The following is a 17,502-nucleotide window of genomic DNA, read 5'->3' on the forward strand; positions in this document are numbered from 1 at the left end:
ACACGCCGAAGGCTGCAGACTAGACATCCGTCGAAAAACGTACTCCGTGATCGGGGATCTGGACGCCCGGCCACACACGGATACCGTTGATCAATTCACAGCGCGCACCAACGACGGCACCCTCGCCGATAATGGCATCACTGATGACCGTTCGCGGGCCAATATCGGCACCATCGGCAATCACAGAGCGCTCGATTACAGCACCGGCACCGATGCGTGCGCCGTCGAAGATCACCGATTGATCAATCCGAGCTCCCGCACCAATCTCCGCCCCACGGCCGACAACAGAGCCACCGTAGAGAAGAGCACCGCCACCGACCGACGCAGATTCGTCGACAAGCGCTTCGCCGTGCTTACCCTCTAGAAGTGGTGACGGCGCGATACCGCGGACCAAATCAGAGGAGCCGCGGACGAAGTCACCCGGAGTCCCCATGTCACGCCAGTAGGCGTAATCAACGTGACCGTAGACGTTCATACCGCGGTCAAGCAGCGCTGGGAAGATTTCACGCTCAACGCTAATAGGACGACCAGCCGGAATCGATTCGATAATCTCGCGGCGGAACACGTAGATACCGGCATTAATCTGATCGGTTGGCGGATCCTGGGTCTTCTCCAGGAACTCCAGGACGCGCCCATCCTCATCGGTCGGGACACAGCCGAACGCGCGTGGATCCGGCACACGTACGAGGTGCATCGTGACGTCCGCATCCTTCTCCGCGTGAGTACCCAACACCGCACGCAAGTCGGTACCGCCGAGGACATCGCCGTTGAAAATCATCGCGGTGTCATAGCGCAGCTTGTCTAGGACGTTTCGGATACCGCCACCGGTACCCAGCGGCTCAGCTTCAAAGACATATTCAATTTCGAGACCCAAATCCGAACCATCGCCGAAGTGTTCTTCAAATACTTCAGCTCGGTAGGAGGTACCCAATACCACGTGCTTCATACCTGCTGCACGAATGCGGCCAAGCAGGTGCTCCAGGAATGGATGCCCTGCCGTGGGCAGCATCGGCTTCGGCGTATTCACAGTAAGGGGGCGCAAACGCGTACCTTGCCCGCCGACCAGAATGACAGCGTCAGTCTGTTCAGCCAACGTGGCTCCCGCCTGCTGTGCAGCATCCGCTCCCGGCTGGAAGGCGGAGCCATTCCCAGCACTCGGACGAACTTCGGTAGTCATGAAATCGGTAACTTTCTTCGATGGATTATTCCAACAGTTAATTAATTCCTACGCTTTTTGACCGCGATTATGACTTTGCCACGCAGGAACAGCCCCAAACGCAATGCCAGTCGCACAGGTGCCAGCGCCGGCCCCGGCAGGCGATCTGACATAAAACGGTATGCCGACTCGTGATGGGCCTTTACAGTAATTTCTGGGTGCTTACTGGCAGAATGCCCCTGCGCGTGACGAATCTCTGCACGAGGACAGAAAATATTCCTCCAACCAGCCTTGCCCAGTCGGTCGCCCAAATCCACGTCCTCCAAGTACATGAAGTAGCGGGTATCAAAGCCATCAATCTGGTCGAACGCATCCCATCGCAGCAGCAGGCATGCGCCCGACAACCAGCCGGCCGGTCGCTGGCGATCCATATCCGCGTCATCCCGATAGCGCCGTGAGAAAGGGTTAGTAGGCCAGATGTCGGCGAGCAGCGCGTGTCCGATACCGCTGACAAGCTCAGGAACCGCGCGTGCCGACGGGTACACGCTGCCATCCGCCTCGCGAATCAGCGGACCAATCGCTCCGGCTTTGGGATTGCGCTGCGCGCATTCCAACAGAACATCGATTGCGCCAGGGGCAAACACCACGTCAGGGTTGACCAGCATGACGTAGTCAGGATTAATCTCACCGGCACGGCGAGCCCGTCCCAGCTCCGCAATGCCACGGTTGGCGGCCGCGCCATAGCCAATGTTGCCGCCGGTGCGCAGAAGCTGAACATCCGCTCCGGTCTCCTTAGCCCGAGCTTCTTCCTTCTCCACGGAACCATCCGTCGAGCCGTTGTCGGCCATGATCAGACGCGTGGAGGCACTGGCGGCGGAGCCCAGCGAATCCACCAGCTTGCTCAGGTGCTCACCGGGCGAAAAGGTCACGGTGACCACACCGAGCGGAAGCTGCGAGGGTTGCGGGGAATTCGAGGTTGCATTCACAAACCTAGACCCTAGGTCAGGACTGCCCGCAAAGTGTCCTGCCACTCCGGAAGTGAATGTAGACCTACCTCACTCCATGCGGAACCATCCAACACGGACCAGGCCGGACGCGGGGCCGGACGAGGGAACTCACTGCTGGTACACGCCACCACACGCTGTGGATCGTGACCGATGAGCCGAAACACTTCGCGAGCCACTTCGAACCATGTTGACTCACCGCTGCCCGTGACATGGAAGGTGCCGGTCGGTGCGCTGCTCGGTTCGGACAACACGCGATCGCACAACTCCCAGATAGCTCCGGCGAGGTCACCAACAAAGGTGGGGTTGCCGTGCTGATCGTCAACGACCTTAATAATTGCCGGATTGCCCTTGTCATCAGTCGCCGTCTCCGCCAGACGCATCATCGTGGAGACGAAGTCCTTGGCCTCTGGCTGTGTGGGGCCCGACCAGACCCACGCCGTACGCAAAATAGCGGAACGCGCGCCCGAATCACGCACATTGTTCTCCCCCACTAACTTGGTACGTCCATACATAGTCTGAGGTGCGGTGAAATCATCAACTCGCAGCGCTCGGCGCTGCCCCGTCATCTCATCGATTGCTACATCACCGAAGACATAGTCGGTGGAGATGTGAATGAGATACGCGTCTTCCTTTTTCGCCCGAGCCGCCAAGTACTTCGGTCCGAGTGCATTGATTAGGTGTGCCGAACCGGGATCGGATTCTGCACCATCGACATCGGTCGCCGCTGCCGCGTTAATGATGATGTCGACGTCGTCAAGCAGAGGCGTTGCCTCCACAGCATCCGAATCAGTGATATCCAACTGTGCCCGAGTGAGAGCGCGCACCTCAACATCGGCGGCGAAAGAATCACGCTGAAGCGCAGTACCCAGCTGTCCAGCAGCACCAGTTATGGCGACAATGGGACGCCGCGAATTGCTGTGGGTTGGTCCATGAGTGGCGAAATGCGAGACTGATATTTCAGACATATTCTTCTTTATCACTATCGTAGATACGATTGACACTGTGTTGAGGTGCCACCGCACACGGTTGGACGGTTAAGGTTTATGTAGTTTCCGCAGCTGCTTACTGCTCTCCACGATGTGTGGAATGCCCACGCAGACATGCAGCACAAATTATATTTTCGAAAACGGTTTAAGAGGAGCCCCGGTTTGAGCAGCCACACGCCACGCGCGCGTCACGCACGCGATATTCAAGCGCCACCGTCCTCTGCAGAGAGTACCGCCCAAGCTTGGCCGCCGATGCTGCGCAATGCGCTTGTGCTGCTCTCGGCCATTATCCTGGTTATTTCCGCAGTTGGCTGGTGGACACTCGGTAGGACCACCGACAACTTGGGTTCGGGTGGCGACTTCGGTCTGGGCAGTGAGAAGGACGGTGCAACCGATATTCTGCTCGTCGGCTCCGACTCCCGCACCGATGCCCAGGGCAACCCGCTGACTCCGGAAGAAGTTGAGCTTCTGCGTGCCGGCGACGAAGAAGCCACGAATACAGACACGATTATTGTGATTCGTGTTCCTGCCGATGGTTCTTCAGCGACGGCAATTTCCATTCCGCGCGATACCTATGTCCACACCAATCGCCTAGGCAACACAAAGATCAATGGTGTCTACGGCAATACAAAGCAGATGGTGGAAGAAGAACTCGCAGGAAGCGGGGCCTCGCCGGAAGACATTGAGCGTCGCTCGACCGAGGCCGGACGTAGAGCTCTGATTGAGACCATTAGCGACCTCAGCGGTATCACCGTTGACCACTACGCAGAAGTTGGCCTGCTCGGCTTCGTCCTGCTCACCGACGCCATCGGCGGTGTCGATGTATGTCTGAATGAGGCTGTTTACGACGAGTTCTCTGGTGCGGACTTCCCGGCGGGCTCACAGACGTTGAAGGGTGCCGACGCGCTCTCATTCGTCCGCCAGCGCCACGGCCTGCCCCGCGGTGACCTCGACCGAATTACTCGCCAGCAGGTCTTCATGGCCTCGTTCACCAATAAGCTGCTCGGCGCTGGCACACTGTCCAATCCCGCGAAGCTGTCTGAACTGGGCAACGCTGTCCAGCGCTCAGTGGTGCTCGACGACAACTGGGATGTCACCGGATTTGCTACCCAGATGCAGGGCCTCAGTGGTGGCAACGTGAAGTTTGAAACTATCCCGGTGACCTCGATTGACGGTGTTGGTGACTATGGCGAGTCGGTGGTCACAATCGATAAGGGCCAAGTCCACCAGTACTTCGAGACCCTGCTGGGCACCAAGGAAGAAGAAGCTCCGACGAAGGAAGAAGACGATAAGAAGGCTGACCCCAACGCGGCTGAAACTACAGTCAGCGTTTACAACGCCACAGGCATTGAAGGTTTGGCCAGCGGCGTCTCAGGTTTCTTAACAGAAAAGGGCTACACCCAGGGAGAGGTCGGCAACGCTGAGTTCGCCGGCGTTGCCTCCAGCCAGATCAATGCGGCTGACCCAGAGGATCCGGCAGCTCAGGCCATTTCTGAAGCACTCGGTGGCGTACCGATTGTCCACGATCCATACCTCGATCCGCACCACATCTCAGTGACGATTGCCGGTGACTACGACGGCCCAGGATTGACATCAGAGGGAATGGCCACTGATTCGGGCGACGGTGCCGAACCTGCGCCTGAAGTTGAAGATGGTTCCAATGGCGACATCATCGGCCAAGAGGGCGGCGAAATTCCGCAGGAAGATCGCCCCGCTATTGACGCCGCTGGCGTGACCTGCGTGAACTAGGTCCGCCCCTTCGGGGAGACCTCAGCGACATGTTCGATGAGGTTATATTCCTCAATTGCGGCTAAGGACTCCTTGGCCTCCTGTTCGTCCAGCACGTTCATGATGAACCCGTTCTGGACGAACACCCAATCACCTGCCACCAGCTCAGGCACGTACATTGCCGAGCATTGCCGCTTCTGCCCCGCCATATCCACTGTCGCCATCGGCAGTGGACCATCGGCTATTGCCAAAACCCGGGCAGGAATTCCAAGACACATCGTGTTACTTCGTCCTCTCCGCTACAGTCGGGGCGTCCGCCGAACCACGGCTATCCGTTGTCATATTGTCCGCAGGTGCACCGGCATGTTCCTGCATCGTGAATGTCATCACTCCCGCAGGTGCCGAACTACACGGTAAGCACGGATCAGCGGCCCAGATGGACTTCTCGACCCCCGCAGCCTCTCCGCCGCCGCACAGCTGCTCGGTGAGCATACGAGTCAGCCAGGGTTCGTTCTGCGCAGTTGGTGTCATGATCTGACAATCCGTGATGATGCCGTCAGCCCCTGCCGTATAGCGATGCACTAACAGCCCGCGCGGCCCGTCAATCATCCCGACACCACTGCGATGCCCTTCAAAGTCAGCATTCTCAATCGCTGTCGCAGCATTCGGATCGCACACATGCTCGCCGAGCAGTTCCCCGTCGGAAAGCACCCGCCTCGCCCAAGCCACGGTGTCAGCGAGAAGCTGGCGTTGGGCGTCGCGTGGGCTCACCCCACGCTTATCGACGACAACCTGTCTGGAGACCGGCCCCACCCGGTAGAAATCGGCCCGCTGACCTTCACAGCCATGCTTGCCCAACTCCTTCGAGGCATCAAACACCGGTCTGGGAGCGGCATCGCCCGGACGGGATTCACGAACGCGTGTGGGCCAATCAGCAGCCGGGAAAATCTCCGCCGCGGTATCGGTGTCATGCCGCGCGACTGCGAGGTAATTTCCCAGCGGCGCAAGCTCACCGTCGGCATCGACAACTGCCACGTCGAGGCCGTCAAAAGTATCCGTCCAAGCATCAGGGGCATCGGGAGTGGGAAGAAGCTCCACTTCCTTGATTACCGCCGTCTCAGCCAGTACCTCCAGAGCAGTTTCTGCCTCAGAAACCAGCGTCTTATCCACTGTCGCGCGCACACCGCCGGGGACGGCGACATCCGGGAAGTGCGACGGTGCCCCCGCTGCACGCATCAGAGCTTTTCCGGCACGCTTCATTGCCCGCGCCCCCTCGCGGTCGACGGCCACAAATTTGGTCGCTAGATTATCCAAGGTCGACCCGGCCGCCAGCAGCTCTCGAATCAACTGTGCGGTTCGAGGAATGTCGAAGACCCCGTAAAGGTCCTCTACCGCCCGCACGCCTGCAAGATGATGCACAACCGGGCACAGGCCACACAGCCGCTTGGTGATATCTGGTACAGCCAGCGCCTGCTTGCCCACGAGCATCCCGTCGATACGCGGTAGCCCTGAAAGGTCGAAGGACACCTGTGTGATGGCGCCGTTGTCATCGCGATAGACATCCAGTCGTGCCTCGAATGGGTCAACAAGCTCATCGAGCTGGATGTGCTGGGTAACCGGAACGGATTTGGATGACATGGTCCGCCTGCGCCTCCTTTGCGCTGAGTGCTTCGCCATAATGGTATCTGTGCATGAGCTTGGATTGTTGACCAGCGTGGTGGAAAAGATTGCCGAGGTCTGCCCGGGACGCACCGTGACAAAGGTGTCAATGCGTGTGGGCGACCGCTCCGGAGTCGTCTACGATTCCCTCATCGCCGCGTGGCCCGTGGCCAGTGCCGCGACACAGTGTGAGGGCGCGGAGTTAGACGCCGAGCTCATTGTGTCGACGGTCTACTGCCCCACCTGCGAGGCCGAGCATGAGATCGATGAATTCTATGCTCTAACCTGCCCCGTCTGCGGCACCCCAACTGCGGATTTGCGGCACGGCCGCGAGTTTGAAATCTCCAGTATTGAGGTCAGCGCTGAGGGCGAGGGTTAGACGTCACTGTCGCGCTCGTCGGCAAGCCAGCTGTCGATGAGCTCGCGCGCAACCTCAGTCGCCTCCTCAATGCCGCCAAGTGCCGTGTTGCTGAGCCCCACCACCATGTCGGCAGACTCGTAGACCACTCCCACCACACCGACGCGCTCAGGCTCCTGCCCCAGCAGTCGCGCCGCGGTGAGCAAATCCAGCAAGCCGACCTGATGCGCGGACAGCTTTGCCGCCAATAGTCTAGGGATCTGGTCACCGACGAGCTTGACGACGGTACCGGGATCCCCCGGACCAGCGAGAGCGTCGAGCAACAATAGGTTCTTGGCCTCCTGCACGATGGGCAGCAACTCCATACCGCAGGTGCCACCATCGATGTAGGCAACCGCACCCGTCCATTCGTCCCCTCGCCCGGCGAGGTTCGCAGGATCATCGAGGTTGGAGGGCGACCAGACCAGATGCGCAGAATCCCCAGCCTGCGTTGTCTGCCCCATGCCTGCAGATTCCAGTTCTGGGGCAAGACGCCTCAGCAGCTCGAGACCAATGCCGTCGTCGCCCATGACGGGGTTGCCGATGCCAAGAACCGTCACCAACGGAGTGCCAGCATCAGCACCGGTGACTGCGTCGGACACCTTATCGTTACCCAATGATCTCCTATCCAATGCGTGGAGAGTCAACCGGTTGCGTGCCGCGCGGTAGCCAGACAGAGCCACCAATCATCGAGGACAGACCACCGTGGTTGTGCACCGCATCGGAGCGGATGACCAAGTAGACGTGAATGATGGCGAAGAGCCAAATCAGGTACATGATGATTGTGTGAATCAGGCGGAAGTAGCCGATGCCAATCCAGTGCGTCGGCATAGCCAGCAGCTGGAAGAACCAGTTGGACTGATCCATCATCGCGTATAGCGACAAACCTGTGAGCATCTGAATGAAACACATCGCATAAATGCCGGTGTACGCCAGCTGCTGCAGCGGATTGTGAGCGAAGTAGAACGGCCCTTCCTTGCGCAGGAAGAGGTAGTACTGCATCGTGTGCCAGAGGTCTTTAACATCCTGCTTGTTATAAATCGGCCATAGCGCACGCCATCGTGTTTGTCGGTCGTGGGTAACAAACAGCAGAATGACACGCCACAGCCCCACCGCAATCCATAGGAATCCGGCTAAGAAGTGCGCGAAACGGACATACCCCATCGCGAAGCCCGCGGCCGAGCCGTCATAGGTGCGCTCAGTCAAATAGGGCTGCATGATGTACCAGCCAGTAAAGGTCATCACCAACATCAGCGCCAGGTTCAACCAATGTTGAACGCGCAGCGCCCATCCCCACAGGTGAACCTCGACCCACGAACCGGAGCCCTTCTTGTTCTCCGCAATGGCCTCGTCGAGTTTCCGCAGCCCCATTGCCACGAATCCTTCGAAGATGAACTCTCCGATGATATTTCCGTCTTTGTCAATGGGCGCAAGCGCGACGCCCATGCTGCGGTGCCCGCGACCATGATGCATGTTCGCGTTACGACGAAGTAGAACGCCTTCCTCACGGGACATCGTGGATGCCTCAACGACCGCATTCAATTCACCGCGCATGATGGCGACATCGACCGTTTGATCCGCAATGTTGAGGCCGTGCACCTTGGCGATGGAGTAACGGCGGTCAGGTGTTGCCGGGTCGTAGGAATCCGGGGTCAGTTTCATCAGTGGCGTGCCGTCGAGATGGAAAAGATCGTCACGACGACGACGCAAGCTGACCTTTAGCGCAAGGTCGACAGGATCGCGGGAGTCGTCCGGGACAATTGCTGCGGCCTGAATGACCTCGGATGGCGACAACCAGTGGCTGGTGTGTGCGTCAATAACCGCAATAACCAGGGGGTTGCCCTTGGAATCTTTTAGTCGCAGTTCCGGATTTTCACTCACTGGGGGTGTCATGCCGTCGTCACCTTAAACATTTCCTGACCAGCCGGATCCAAAATGTGGACTGCGCAGGCCATACATGGATCGAAGGAATGAATCGTGCGAAGTGGTTCAAGCGGCTGCTCGGGATCAACCAGCGGATGTGTGCCATCGCCAGCCAGCGCGTGCTCGTATGGGCCAAGCTGCCCCTTCGGGTCACGGCCACCGGCCAGCCACGTGGTGGGAACCACGGCTTGGTAGTTGGTCACCTTGCCATTTTCAATTTTGACCCAGTGGCTGAGCATGCCACGAGCGACCTCGAGGAAGCCCACGCCCTGGCACTTTTCCGGCCACGTGGTCGGCTCCCAACAGCTGTTGTCGAAGACATCGATGTCGCCGTTCTTCAGGGCCTCAACGAACTCCGGGAAAATATGATCTGCCAAGTAATTGGCGGTGGTCACCGACTCCACAGCGCGTGCGTAGGTGCGTCCCGCAGTGGAGTTCATCTGCTCAATGCGCAGGTCGAGCTTATCCATGACCTCGTCGACCAGGCGCATTGTCTCCGGCTCCTTCTGCAGGTACGCCAACAGCACACGAGCAACCGGGCCAACTTGAACAGCGCGACCGTCGTAACGCGGCGCCTTCGACCAGGTGTACTTTTCATTGTCCGACAGCCACTCATACGGCGGCTTCGGGCCGGTATAGTTCACAGTTGTCTCGCCGTCGTACGGCTTCAGGCCGACATCATCGCCGGCTTCCTGCGTGTACCAGGCGGAGTTGATGAATTCCTCGATCTTTTCCGGCTGGAATGGGTGGAGCTTGGTGTAGTCACCGTCGAGAATGACACCGGGCTTGATGTCTGGATGCACGGTCTGGACACGGGACTTAGCCGGGTCGCCGGAGTAAGTGGCGCCGGCCATGCCTACCGCCAGGAAGCTGTCGGAGGAGCGACCGATGTCGAAGTAGTCCTTGTAAACGCTCATGATGGCGACTGCATCTGGGTAGAAGCAGTCATTGACGAACTCCACGATCTCGTCGATCCAGGACTTGATCTGATCAATGCCGACTTGGTTGACAGTCTCCGAGCGTTCCGGGTCGATGGAGCACGCCATGCCTCCGACCAGGAAGTTCGGGTGTGGGTTCTTACCGCCGAAGACGGTGTTAATGCGGATGATAGAGCGCTGGAAAGCCAAGGCGTCGAGGTAGTGCGACACTGCCATCAGGTTGGCCTCGGGCGGCAAGCGGTAGTCCTCATGTCCCCAGTAGCCGCCGGTGAAGATGGACAGCTGGCCGGAGTCCACAATGCCCTGCACGGTCTCCTTGACCCGGGCGAAGGTTTCTTCGTTATTGCCCTTCCACGTCGAACCGATCGACTGCGCGAACTCAACGGTCTTCTTCGGATCGGCCTCGAGAGCCTTCGTGACATCAATCCAGTCCAGACCGTGAAGATGGTAGAAATGCACGACGTGGTCGTGAATCTCCTGCGAGCCAATCACCAGGTCGCGAATACGACGTGCCTGCGGGGGCGGTGTCGAGCCAATGGCATCTTCGACAGCGGCAATGGACGCCACCGAGTGAGTACCCGTGCACACACCACAGATACGACCAACGAATGCCCAGACATCGCGAGGATCGCGGTTTTTCACAATGGTTTCGATACCGCGGAACTGAGTAGTCTCACTCCACGCGGTTTTGATCTGGTCTCCCTCGCGTTCCAGCTCAATGCGAAGGTGTCCCTCGATTCGGGTAATCGGGTCGATTACAACTTTTTCCGTAGCCATGTCCTATGCCCCCTTAGTTGTCCTTCGAATCGGATGCTGTCTCGCTCTGCGTGCCTGGTGCGTTTGAAGGAAGGTCGACCATCGGTGGCTTCCGGCCTTCCACACCACCAAACGCAGCCAACACCTTTTCTTCGCCGTTGGAGCGCCTTATCTTCAGTTCCTTCACCAATGTGAGTCCGCCATGGACCGCGGCACCCGCGGCAGTGGCAGCCAGCAGTCCAACGCCGACCGTGTTCACGCTGGACTCCACTCCAATACCCGGGATTCCCGGCAGCTTGTCGTAGAACGGAGTGAACTGGTCGAAGAAGTCCTTCTCAGTACAGCCAATACATGGGTGACCAGCACCAATTGGCCAACCGGACTTAAGGTTCCACTGCACGATTGGGCATGGGCTAAACGTGGATGGCCCCTTACAGCCGACCTCGTAAAGGCACCAACCGTTGCGTGCGCCCTCGTCGTCGAAGGTTTTCACGAACTGACCGGCATCGTAATGCGCACGACGCGGGCAGGAGTCGTGAATACGCTGGTCATAGGCAAACTTTGGCCGCCCCTCAGCGTCGACCTCCGGTGTCTTGCCATAAGTGAGTACGTACGTCAGGGTGGCCGTAATCACCTCACCAATCGGCGGACAACCAGAGACGTTAATCACCGGCTTGTCCTTGATAATCTCATCGACACCCTTGGCACCGGTCGGATTCGGCTTAGCAGCCTGGACAGAACCCCAGACTGCGCAGGCACCAACGGCCAGGATTGCCGTGGCCTTCTCAGCAGCCTCGAGCAGCACCTGTTCTGCCGACTTACCGCCAATGGTGCAGTACGCACCGTTCTCGCCGGTCGGAATCGAGCCATTGACCACCAGAATGTGATCCTCGGCATTCATGTCGTCCAAAGCCTTTTCAGCCGCATGCCCGGACGGTGCCATGAGCAGCTCGTTGTAGTCCATCGAAACCAGGTTCAGCACCACATCTTCAGCAGTGGTGCCTCCGGAACGCAATACGGATTCCATACATCCGGTACATTCCTGCAACTGCAGCCAAGCCACCTTCGGCTTCTTTACAGCCGAAAGCTTATCTGCGATTTCCTCCGCCGAGGGAGTCAGTGACTGCGCCGCAGCCTCACCGACATTCGGAGTTCCGGCGGCAAAAATTGCCGCCATAGTGCCACAAAACTTCATGAAACTGCGCCGTGAGACACCAGCTCTAGCGAGGTTTTCGCCGAGGGTCCCTTCCTGCCAATTCGCGCCACTAATCATTTTTTTCGCTGCGCCTTCTGCTTAGTTATTAGGAATATTTGGTTTCGAGGTTTTACAACTACCAAGGCCCATTGCCTATACATGGTCAAGTATAGCGACCTAAGAACAAGCTGAATAACGTCGCTGCGCTGCGGTTATAACAAAATAATATGCAAGATAAATGTTGCGTAAATATAGCTCCAGGTACAAGTAATGAACGTGAAAAACTGCCGCAGATTACAGCGGGATATCACCTATCCCCCACTAAGGTGGAGCGAAGCGAGGGGGGGGTAACGGGGCCGTCGTCAAGCATGCCGTGACGCCCCCATTGCTTCACGACGGCCCCCGGCGCGCGCTTAATCAACCAGCGCAGGGTTGACCCAACGGAGCCATTCGTCGATGCCCTCCCCGGTCTTAGCGGAGACCTCAATCACCTTCACGCCTGGATTGACCTTTTCCAGGTTGGCGCGGAAGAGCTCCATGTCGAAGTCAAGGTACGGGGCAAGGTCCATCTTGTTGATAACCACTACCTGCACAGAGCGGAACATCACCGGGTACTTGACAGGCTTATCCTCCCCCTCGGTGATGGAGTAGACCATTGCCTTGCGAGTCTCACCGACCTCAAACTCAGCCGGACAGACAAGGTTTCCCACATTTTCAATCATGACCAGGTCAAGCGTGGCCAAATCCAGCCCCTCGAGCGCGCGGGAGACCATCGGGGCGTCCAAGTGGCATTCACCACCGAATCCGTTGCCCGTGTTCAGCAGCGAAATCTGTGCCCCGTAGCCCTCCAGGCGGTCGGCATCGAGAGCCGTCTCAATATCGCCCTCGATAATGCCGACGCGCCGCTTTCCCTGCGCAGCCGCCAGTGTCTTCTCCAACAGCGCAGTCTTGCCTGAGCCCGGGGAGCTCATCAGGTTGATGGCTTCCACGCCATGTTCAGCAAGCAGCTCGCGATTATGCTCCGCGCGATGGTCGTTTTCGCTGAAGATGTCCTCGAGGATGGTCACGCGTTCCACGCCGGTTTCATAACCCGAATGGTCGCCGTGGCTAGTGTCATCGGGATCGGCGAGATGAACGTGGTCATGGCCGTGATGGTGGTCATGGTCATGGTCGTGGTCATGATGATGGTGGTGATGGTGGTGTGCGTCATCGCCGTCATGCCGGTGGAAACGTCCCATGATAAAACCGTCTTTCCTACTTGTGCGTGTCGACGTCGATGTCGACGATTGTGAACTCTTCCCCCGAGATTACGCGTCCTGGCTTTCCGCACGTGGGGCACAGCAGGCCGTCGAGTGGCCCCACCTGTTCGCGATGCCCGTGCGCGCATTCGACAACCGCAGGTACCCAGTCAATATCCAATTTCGCGTCCCCCAAACCGGTATCGCGACTGACGAAATCCCACGCGTATGAAAGGGTTTCTGGCACAACCTGCCGTAGAGCGCCTATCCGCAGGTGCACAGTGCGTACAGTTCGACCTTCGGCTGCTCTCGTGACAACCTTCGCTAACTGCATGCTCAACGCTACTTCGTGCACAATCTCCAAACTAGCAGTGCGAACGGACCCGAGGCGCTTACGTAAAGTTGAGCACATGGAAAAAGCAGGCACGACCGGGGCGGGGATGGGTACGAGCATTCAACGCATTCGCTGGCGTATCGAAGGAATCGTCCAGGGGGTCGGATTCCGCCCTTTTGTCGCCACCATCGCCCGGCGCGCGGGTCTCGTCGGCTTCTGCGGCAACGATGAGCAGGGTGTATTCATCGAGGTAGAAGGAACGTCGGACGCTCTCACGGCCTTCCGCAGCCAGCTTTTCACCGACCTGCCGGCGCTTGCCCGCATCATCAATCACTCCGCCGAGCACATCGCGACGCTGGGCCATGAGCGCGAGTTCACCATCGTGCCCTCTCGCCACAACTACTCCGGCCGCGCGCTGCTTCCGCCCGACACTGCACTGTGCCCGGACTGCCGCCGTGAGTTTTTCGACCCTACCAACCCGCGCTACCTCTACCCTTTCATCTCCTGCACCAACTGCGGACCGCGCCTGTCCATCATCACTGAACTGCCCTACGACCGCCCGCGCACCACTATGGCGGCCTTTCCGATGTGCACCCCGTGCGAGCGCGAGTACACCGACCCCACCGACCGCCGCTATCACGCTCAGCCAATCAGCTGCTTCGACTGTGGCCCGCGTCTGAGCTGGCACGATGCAGGCGGCACCATCACCGCCACCTCCCGCGAGGAGGTTCTCGCGCTCTTTCGTCGCGCACACGCACTGCTTGACGACGGCGCCCTGCTCGCCGTCAAAGGTATTGGTGGTTTTCACCTGGTCTGCGATGCCACCAATGACGCTGCCTGCGAGAAACTGCGGATGCGCAAGCGTCGACCCGACAAACCGTTGGCGGTAATGGCTCCCACTGTTGACACCGCTGCCCAACTGGTTGAGTTAACTGAGCAGGAGAAGCGTTTTCTCGACTCCCCTGAGGCACCGATTGTGATTGCACCGAAGCAGCGGTCGGGGCCGCTTTCCAATCTCATCGCACCGGGCCTCGACAGCTTCGGGATTATGCTTCCGTACTCAGGCATTCACCTGTTGCTTTGCGATCGCCCGCTCGTGGTCACCAGCGGCAACCTCAGTGGCGAGCCCGTGTGTACCGACAATGTCGATGCGCTGAAGAAGCTCGATCACATCGCCGACGCTTTCATCCTCCACGACCGCGAAATCCACGTACCCGTTGAAGATTCGGTTTTCATCGGCACCGCCCCATCGCGCCGGTCCCGCGGCTTCGCTCCCGTCCCCGTTTCAATCACGCCCACCGATTCTCGTAGCCACACTGGCCCTGGCCCTGGCACTGACGCTGGCCCTGGCACCAGCGCCCGGAACACGTCCCAACCCACCATTTTCGCGACCGGCGGAGAGCTGAAGAACACTTTCGCTATCGCGCATGGGGACCTCGCTCACGTCTCCGCGCACATTGGCGACATGGGTTCGTGGGCCAGCCAGAAGGCCTACCAGAGAGCAGTTGACCAGCTCCTTTCCATGCGCGATGCGACCCCGGACCTTGTCGTCTGCGATCTTCATCCGGGCTACGCCACGACCGCCTTCGCCGAACGCTTCGCCGCCGAGCACGACATCGAACTCCTCGCAGTTCAGCACCACTTCGCACACGCGCTCTCCCTACTCGCGGAGCACCGTCTCCTCTCCCCCAATGCGGGTCATGCAGTTGTCGCCACCCTCGACGGCACCGGCTATGGCACTGATGGCACCATCTGGGGCGGCGAGATCCTCACGCTCAGTCGCAGTTCCGCAAACTGGGAACGCACCTGGCACTGCCCCACTTTCCCGTTGGTCGGCGGAGATCGCGCCGTCACACACCCGTGGCGGCTCGCCCTCGGTCTCACTCACGCATGGGAGCTTAACGACGACCACCTTGTGCGCAACCTCTCCAACGAGCGCGAAGTAGCCCTGGTTAAAAGCCAGTTGGCGACGGGAGTTGGCACAGTGCAAACTTCATCTCTCGGCCGCATATTCGATGCCGCCGCAGCACTGCTGCTTCCTCGCTGGCGCGGTGGCGGAGCCATCAGCTACGAGGCGCAAGCGGCCATGGAGTTGGAGGCAGCGGCGACTCGCTACGTGAGGTCACATGCGGAAGCGCTTGGAGCGGTCAGTTCAGAGACCAAGCCAGTGCCCTTCCAGGACGTCATTCGGGAAGCGGTAGCTTCGCCTGACGCTGAGCAGGCCGCATTTGTGTTTCACGGTGGGGTCGCGGGTGTCGTCGGCAAGCGATTGGTGCAGGCTGCGGAGGAAGCCGGCACCGATGTTGTCGGCGTCAGCGGGGGTTGCGCGAATAATGCGCTGTTGATGGAGCTGCTGCGGCGCGAAGTTGCAGCTGAGGGCATTACTCTGTTGCAGCATCAAATTGTGCCGCCGGGCGATGGCGGATTGAGTCTTGGTCAGGCGGTGGCCGGCCGCCTGCTGGCGGCAACGGGCATGGATGTCTAGCAGATGCGCGGCAGCGGGTCGCCGACCAACATGTCCACCATGCGGGTGCCACCGAATCCGGTGACCAGTACCACGGAAGCGGCGGGCTCGTCCTCGATGGAGCCGATATCACAAGCCTCGGAAGCCCCGGCTGCGTGGAGCGCACTGAGCGCTGCCTCGGATTGCCCGGCGGGGACAACGGCGACGAAGGTGCCTTCATTGGCGACGTAGAGCGGATCTATGCCGAGCATGTCACAGGCGCCACGGGTCATTTCACGGACCGCAATGGAATCGTCGTCAAGTACGACACCAAGACCGGTGCCACGGGCGAGCTCGTTGGCGACCGTGCCGAGGCCGCCACGAGTGGCATCGCGCATCCAGCGAGTGCCGGGGGCAGCTTCAAGTAGTGCCTCGACCAGGCCGTTGACGGCACGGGTATCGGACTCGATAGGCGCGGCCAGAGCCAAGTCGCCGCGGGCGAGCATGACGGCCATGCCGTGATCGGCGATTGGACCGGAGACGAGGATGCGGTCTCCGGCCTCGATGTTTGCGTAGACAGATCCTTTCGTAGCGGCACCGGCGTAGTCGCCGCGGACCACGCCCATCCCGGCCGTGGTGATGTAGACCTGGTCACCTGCGCCCTTCGGCACAACCTTGGTGTCGCCGGCGACGATGCTCACCCCTGCGGCATCGGCAGCGACGCGCATACTCGCCACAATGCGGCGCAGAGTCGCAATCTCCAGCCCCTCTTCCAGAATGAACGATGCGGTCAGCGCCAGGGGCCTGGCTCCAGCTACCGCCAGATCGTTAATCGTGCCGTTGACGGCCAAATCCCCGATGTCGCCGCCCGGGAACTCGATGGGATTGACCACATAGGAGTCGGTGGACATTGCCAACCGCGCCCCACCATGTGCAGAAGCTGCCGCAGCCTCGACGACGGCTTCGGCAGCGAACAGCCCGGAGTCGCCACCCTGCCCTAAAATTTCATTGCCATAGGCGTCGAAAAAGACCTGTTCAACCAGAGCTGCGGAGGCCTTTCCACCGGAGCCGTGTTGCAAGGTGACGTAATCGTCGAGAAGCCTGAACGGACGTGCCCGAACGCGACCAATATTGGTGTTTACCTTGGCTTCGTTGGTGTTCAGACGATTCTTCGGCTGCATGCTCACTATCCCTAACTTCACAGCTGGTGGCGGACAAAACTGCTTGCGTCACTCGTCCTTCGAAAACGAGGTTCGCTGCCTCTGATGGTAGTCTCGATAAGTATTGCAAACGAGGAGAAGCGTATGTGTCTTGGTGTCCCTGCCGTCATCACAGAAGTCCACGATGCTGCCCGTGCAACAGTGGAAATTGGTGGCGTCGCACGCATGATTTCCACCGATTTACTTGTTGACGAGAACCTCACCGCCGGTGACTGGGTTCTCGTACATGTCGGTTTCGCCATGAGCAAGATCGACGAGGAAGAAGCCAGACTTTCGCTCCAGCAAATCAAACAGCTAGGCGGCGACACTTACGAGGATGAGCTGGAATCCTTCTCATCGTCACAGATCAACTGAGGGGCTGGACGGCACCATGAAATACGTTGACGAATTCCGCGACCCCGCCGCTGCGAAGAAGCTGCTCGCACGCATTGAACGCGAGGCCACCAAGCTGGAAAAGCCCATCGCGCTGATGGAAGTCTGTGGCGGGCACACGCACACCATTTACCGTTACGGCTTGGAAAA

At 59.3% G+C, this 17,502-nt stretch carries 16 protein-coding genes and 1 pseudogene; 5 read left to right on the forward strand and 12 right to left on the reverse strand.

Features of this window, described 5'->3' with window-relative positions; all coding sequences use genetic code 11:
• Window positions 1–19 precede the first annotated feature (19 nt).
• From ADB02_RS11000 to rfbD, 3 genes are read right to left on the reverse strand one after another with little or no spacing between them, the layout of a single operon-like run.
• Complete coding sequence (locus ADB02_RS11000; RefSeq protein ID WP_049191147.1) at window positions 20–1,177, reverse strand: sugar phosphate nucleotidyltransferase; 1,158 nt, start codon at window positions 1,175–1,177, stop codon at window positions 20–22.
• Between the two features lie 41 nt (window positions 1,178–1,218).
• Window positions 1,219–2,142 (reverse strand): glycosyltransferase family 2 protein, encoded by a 924-nt coding sequence (locus ADB02_RS11005; RefSeq protein ID WP_049191149.1) that lies wholly within the window; start codon window positions 2,140–2,142, stop codon window positions 1,219–1,221.
• A gap of 11 nt (window positions 2,143–2,153) precedes the next feature.
• A complete protein-coding gene (rfbD, locus tag ADB02_RS11010) occupies window positions 2,154–3,128 on the reverse strand; it encodes a dTDP-4-dehydrorhamnose reductase (RefSeq protein WP_049172786.1) in 975 nt (324 codons plus the stop codon).
• A gap of 135 nt (window positions 3,129–3,263) precedes the next feature.
• Between rfbD and ADB02_RS11015 the strand changes: the two genes are divergently transcribed.
• Window positions 3,264–4,898 carry an LCP family protein gene (locus ADB02_RS11015; RefSeq protein WP_370449382.1) on the forward strand — a complete coding sequence of 545 codons (1,635 nt, stop codon included), beginning with the start codon at window positions 3,264–3,266 and terminating at the stop codon, window positions 4,896–4,898.
• Here the strand turns inward: ADB02_RS11015 and ADB02_RS11020 are convergent.
• Together ADB02_RS11020 and ADB02_RS11025 are read right to left on the reverse strand one after the other, a co-directional pair.
• The gene (locus ADB02_RS11020; RefSeq protein ID WP_049172782.1) at window positions 4,895–5,155 is read right to left on the reverse strand and encodes a HypC/HybG/HupF family hydrogenase formation chaperone; all 261 of its coding nucleotides are present in this window, start codon (window positions 5,153–5,155) and stop codon (window positions 4,895–4,897) included. The genes ADB02_RS11015 and ADB02_RS11020 overlap by 4 nt on opposite strands.
• Window positions 5,156–5,159: 4 nt before the next feature.
• Complete coding sequence (locus ADB02_RS11025) at window positions 5,160–6,515, reverse strand: nickel-dependent hydrogenase large subunit (protein WP_049172780.1); 1,356 nt, start codon at window positions 6,513–6,515, stop codon at window positions 5,160–5,162.
• 40 nt (window positions 6,516–6,555) lie between these two features.
• Here ADB02_RS11025 and ADB02_RS11030 point away from each other — a divergent pair, with 40 nt between their 5' ends.
• Window positions 6,556–6,915 carry a hydrogenase maturation nickel metallochaperone HypA gene (locus ADB02_RS11030; protein ID WP_172954599.1) on the forward strand — a complete coding sequence of 120 codons (360 nt, stop codon included), beginning with the start codon at window positions 6,556–6,558 and terminating at the stop codon, window positions 6,913–6,915.
• On the opposite strand, the gene ADB02_RS11035 is transcribed toward ADB02_RS11030, so the two are convergent.
• The 6 genes from ADB02_RS11035 to ADB02_RS11060 form a co-directional block, all read right to left on the reverse strand.
• Window positions 6,912–7,496 (reverse strand): hydrogenase maturation protease, encoded by a 585-nt coding sequence (locus tag ADB02_RS11035; RefSeq protein WP_049191165.1) that lies wholly within the window; start codon window positions 7,494–7,496, stop codon window positions 6,912–6,914. The genes ADB02_RS11030 and ADB02_RS11035 overlap by 4 nt on opposite strands.
• A gap of 61 nt (window positions 7,497–7,557) precedes the next feature.
• On the reverse strand, window positions 7,558–8,826 hold the full coding sequence (gene cybH / locus ADB02_RS11040) for a Ni/Fe-hydrogenase, b-type cytochrome subunit (RefSeq protein WP_016422187.1): 1,269 nt from the start codon (window positions 8,824–8,826) through the stop codon (window positions 7,558–7,560).
• The gene (locus tag ADB02_RS11045) at window positions 8,823–10,571 is read right to left on the reverse strand and encodes a nickel-dependent hydrogenase large subunit (protein ID WP_049191152.1); all 1,749 of its coding nucleotides are present in this window, start codon (window positions 10,569–10,571) and stop codon (window positions 8,823–8,825) included. Before ADB02_RS11045 ends, cybH begins: the two co-directional genes overlap by 4 nt.
• Before the next feature lie 13 nt (window positions 10,572–10,584).
• Window positions 10,585–11,823 (reverse strand): hydrogenase small subunit, encoded by a 1,239-nt coding sequence (locus ADB02_RS11050; RefSeq protein ID WP_016422185.1) that lies wholly within the window; start codon window positions 11,821–11,823, stop codon window positions 10,585–10,587.
• 335 nt (window positions 11,824–12,158) lie between these two features.
• Window positions 12,159–12,983 (reverse strand): hydrogenase nickel incorporation protein HypB, encoded by an 825-nt coding sequence (hypB, locus tag ADB02_RS11055; protein ID WP_049191154.1) that lies wholly within the window; start codon window positions 12,981–12,983, stop codon window positions 12,159–12,161.
• A gap of 16 nt (window positions 12,984–12,999) precedes the next feature.
• Complete coding sequence (locus ADB02_RS11060) at window positions 13,000–13,437, reverse strand: hydrogenase maturation nickel metallochaperone HypA (protein WP_343217397.1); 438 nt, start codon at window positions 13,435–13,437, stop codon at window positions 13,000–13,002.
• On the opposite strand from ADB02_RS11060, the gene ADB02_RS11065 reads away from it, so the two are divergent.
• Window positions 13,394–15,802, forward strand: coding sequence for a carbamoyltransferase HypF (locus ADB02_RS11065; RefSeq protein WP_049191159.1), 2,409 nt, complete (start codon window positions 13,394–13,396; stop codon window positions 15,800–15,802). The two genes, ADB02_RS11060 and ADB02_RS11065, sit on opposite strands and share 44 nt — an antisense overlap.
• On the opposite strand, the gene hypE is transcribed toward ADB02_RS11065, so the two are convergent.
• Window positions 15,799–16,941, reverse strand: a complete 1,143-nt coding sequence (hypE, locus tag ADB02_RS11070; RefSeq protein ID WP_049172775.1) for a hydrogenase expression/formation protein HypE — start codon at window positions 16,939–16,941, stop codon at window positions 15,799–15,801. The two genes, ADB02_RS11065 and hypE, sit on opposite strands and share 4 nt — an antisense overlap.
• Before the next feature lie 123 nt (window positions 16,942–17,064).
• Here hypE and ADB02_RS11075 point away from each other — a divergent pair, with 123 nt between their 5' ends.
• Both ADB02_RS11075 and ADB02_RS11420 read left to right on the forward strand, forming a co-directional pair.
• Window positions 17,065–17,334 (forward strand): HypC/HybG/HupF family hydrogenase formation chaperone, encoded by a 270-nt coding sequence (locus tag ADB02_RS11075; protein ID WP_049172773.1) that lies wholly within the window; start codon window positions 17,065–17,067, stop codon window positions 17,332–17,334.
• Between the two features lie 16 nt (window positions 17,335–17,350).
• Window positions 17,351–17,502: pseudogene (locus ADB02_RS11420) on the forward strand (hydrogenase formation protein HypD); the annotation flags it as partial.

Source organism: Corynebacterium sp. 212_CJEI, from assembly GCF_001055915.1.
GTDB lineage: Bacteria > Actinomycetota > Actinomycetes > Mycobacteriales > Mycobacteriaceae > Corynebacterium > Corynebacterium jeikeium_D.

Coding starts and splice junctions, on each gene's coding strand:
- ADB02_RS11000 (WP_049191147.1), bottom strand. CDS start 1,177: ATGACTACCGAAGTTCGTCCGAGTGCTGGGAATGGCTCCGCCTTCCAG.
- rfbD (WP_049172786.1), bottom strand. CDS start 3,128: ATGTCTGAAATATCAGTCTCGCATTTCGCCACTCATGGACCAACCCAC.
- ADB02_RS11015 (WP_370449382.1), top strand. CDS start 3,264: ATGCAGCACAAATTATATTTTCGAAAACGGTTTAAGAGGAGCCCCGGT.
- ADB02_RS11020 (WP_049172782.1), bottom strand. CDS start 5,155: ATGTGTCTTGGAATTCCTGCCCGGGTTTTGGCAATAGCCGATGGTCCA.
- ADB02_RS11025 (WP_049172780.1), bottom strand. CDS start 6,515: ATGTCATCCAAATCCGTTCCGGTTACCCAGCACATCCAGCTCGATGAG.
- ADB02_RS11030 (WP_172954599.1), top strand. CDS start 6,556: ATGGTATCTGTGCATGAGCTTGGATTGTTGACCAGCGTGGTGGAAAAG.
- cybH (WP_016422187.1), bottom strand. CDS start 8,826: ATGACACCCCCAGTGAGTGAAAATCCGGAACTGCGACTAAAAGATTCC.
- ADB02_RS11045 (WP_049191152.1), bottom strand. CDS start 10,571: ATGGCTACGGAAAAAGTTGTAATCGACCCGATTACCCGAATCGAGGGA.
- ADB02_RS11050 (WP_016422185.1), bottom strand. CDS start 11,823: ATGATTAGTGGCGCGAATTGGCAGGAAGGGACCCTCGGCGAAAACCTC.
- hypB (WP_049191154.1), bottom strand. CDS start 12,983: ATGGGACGTTTCCACCGGCATGACGGCGATGACGCACACCACCATCAC.
- ADB02_RS11065 (WP_049191159.1), top strand. CDS start 13,394: ATGGAAAAAGCAGGCACGACCGGGGCGGGGATGGGTACGAGCATTCAA.
- ADB02_RS11060 (WP_343217397.1), bottom strand. CDS start 13,437: ATGCTCGTACCCATCCCCGCCCCGGTCGTGCCTGCTTTTTCCATGTGC.
- hypE (WP_049172775.1), bottom strand. CDS start 16,941: ATGCAGCCGAAGAATCGTCTGAACACCAACGAAGCCAAGGTAAACACC.
- ADB02_RS11075 (WP_049172773.1), top strand. CDS start 17,065: ATGTGTCTTGGTGTCCCTGCCGTCATCACAGAAGTCCACGATGCTGCC.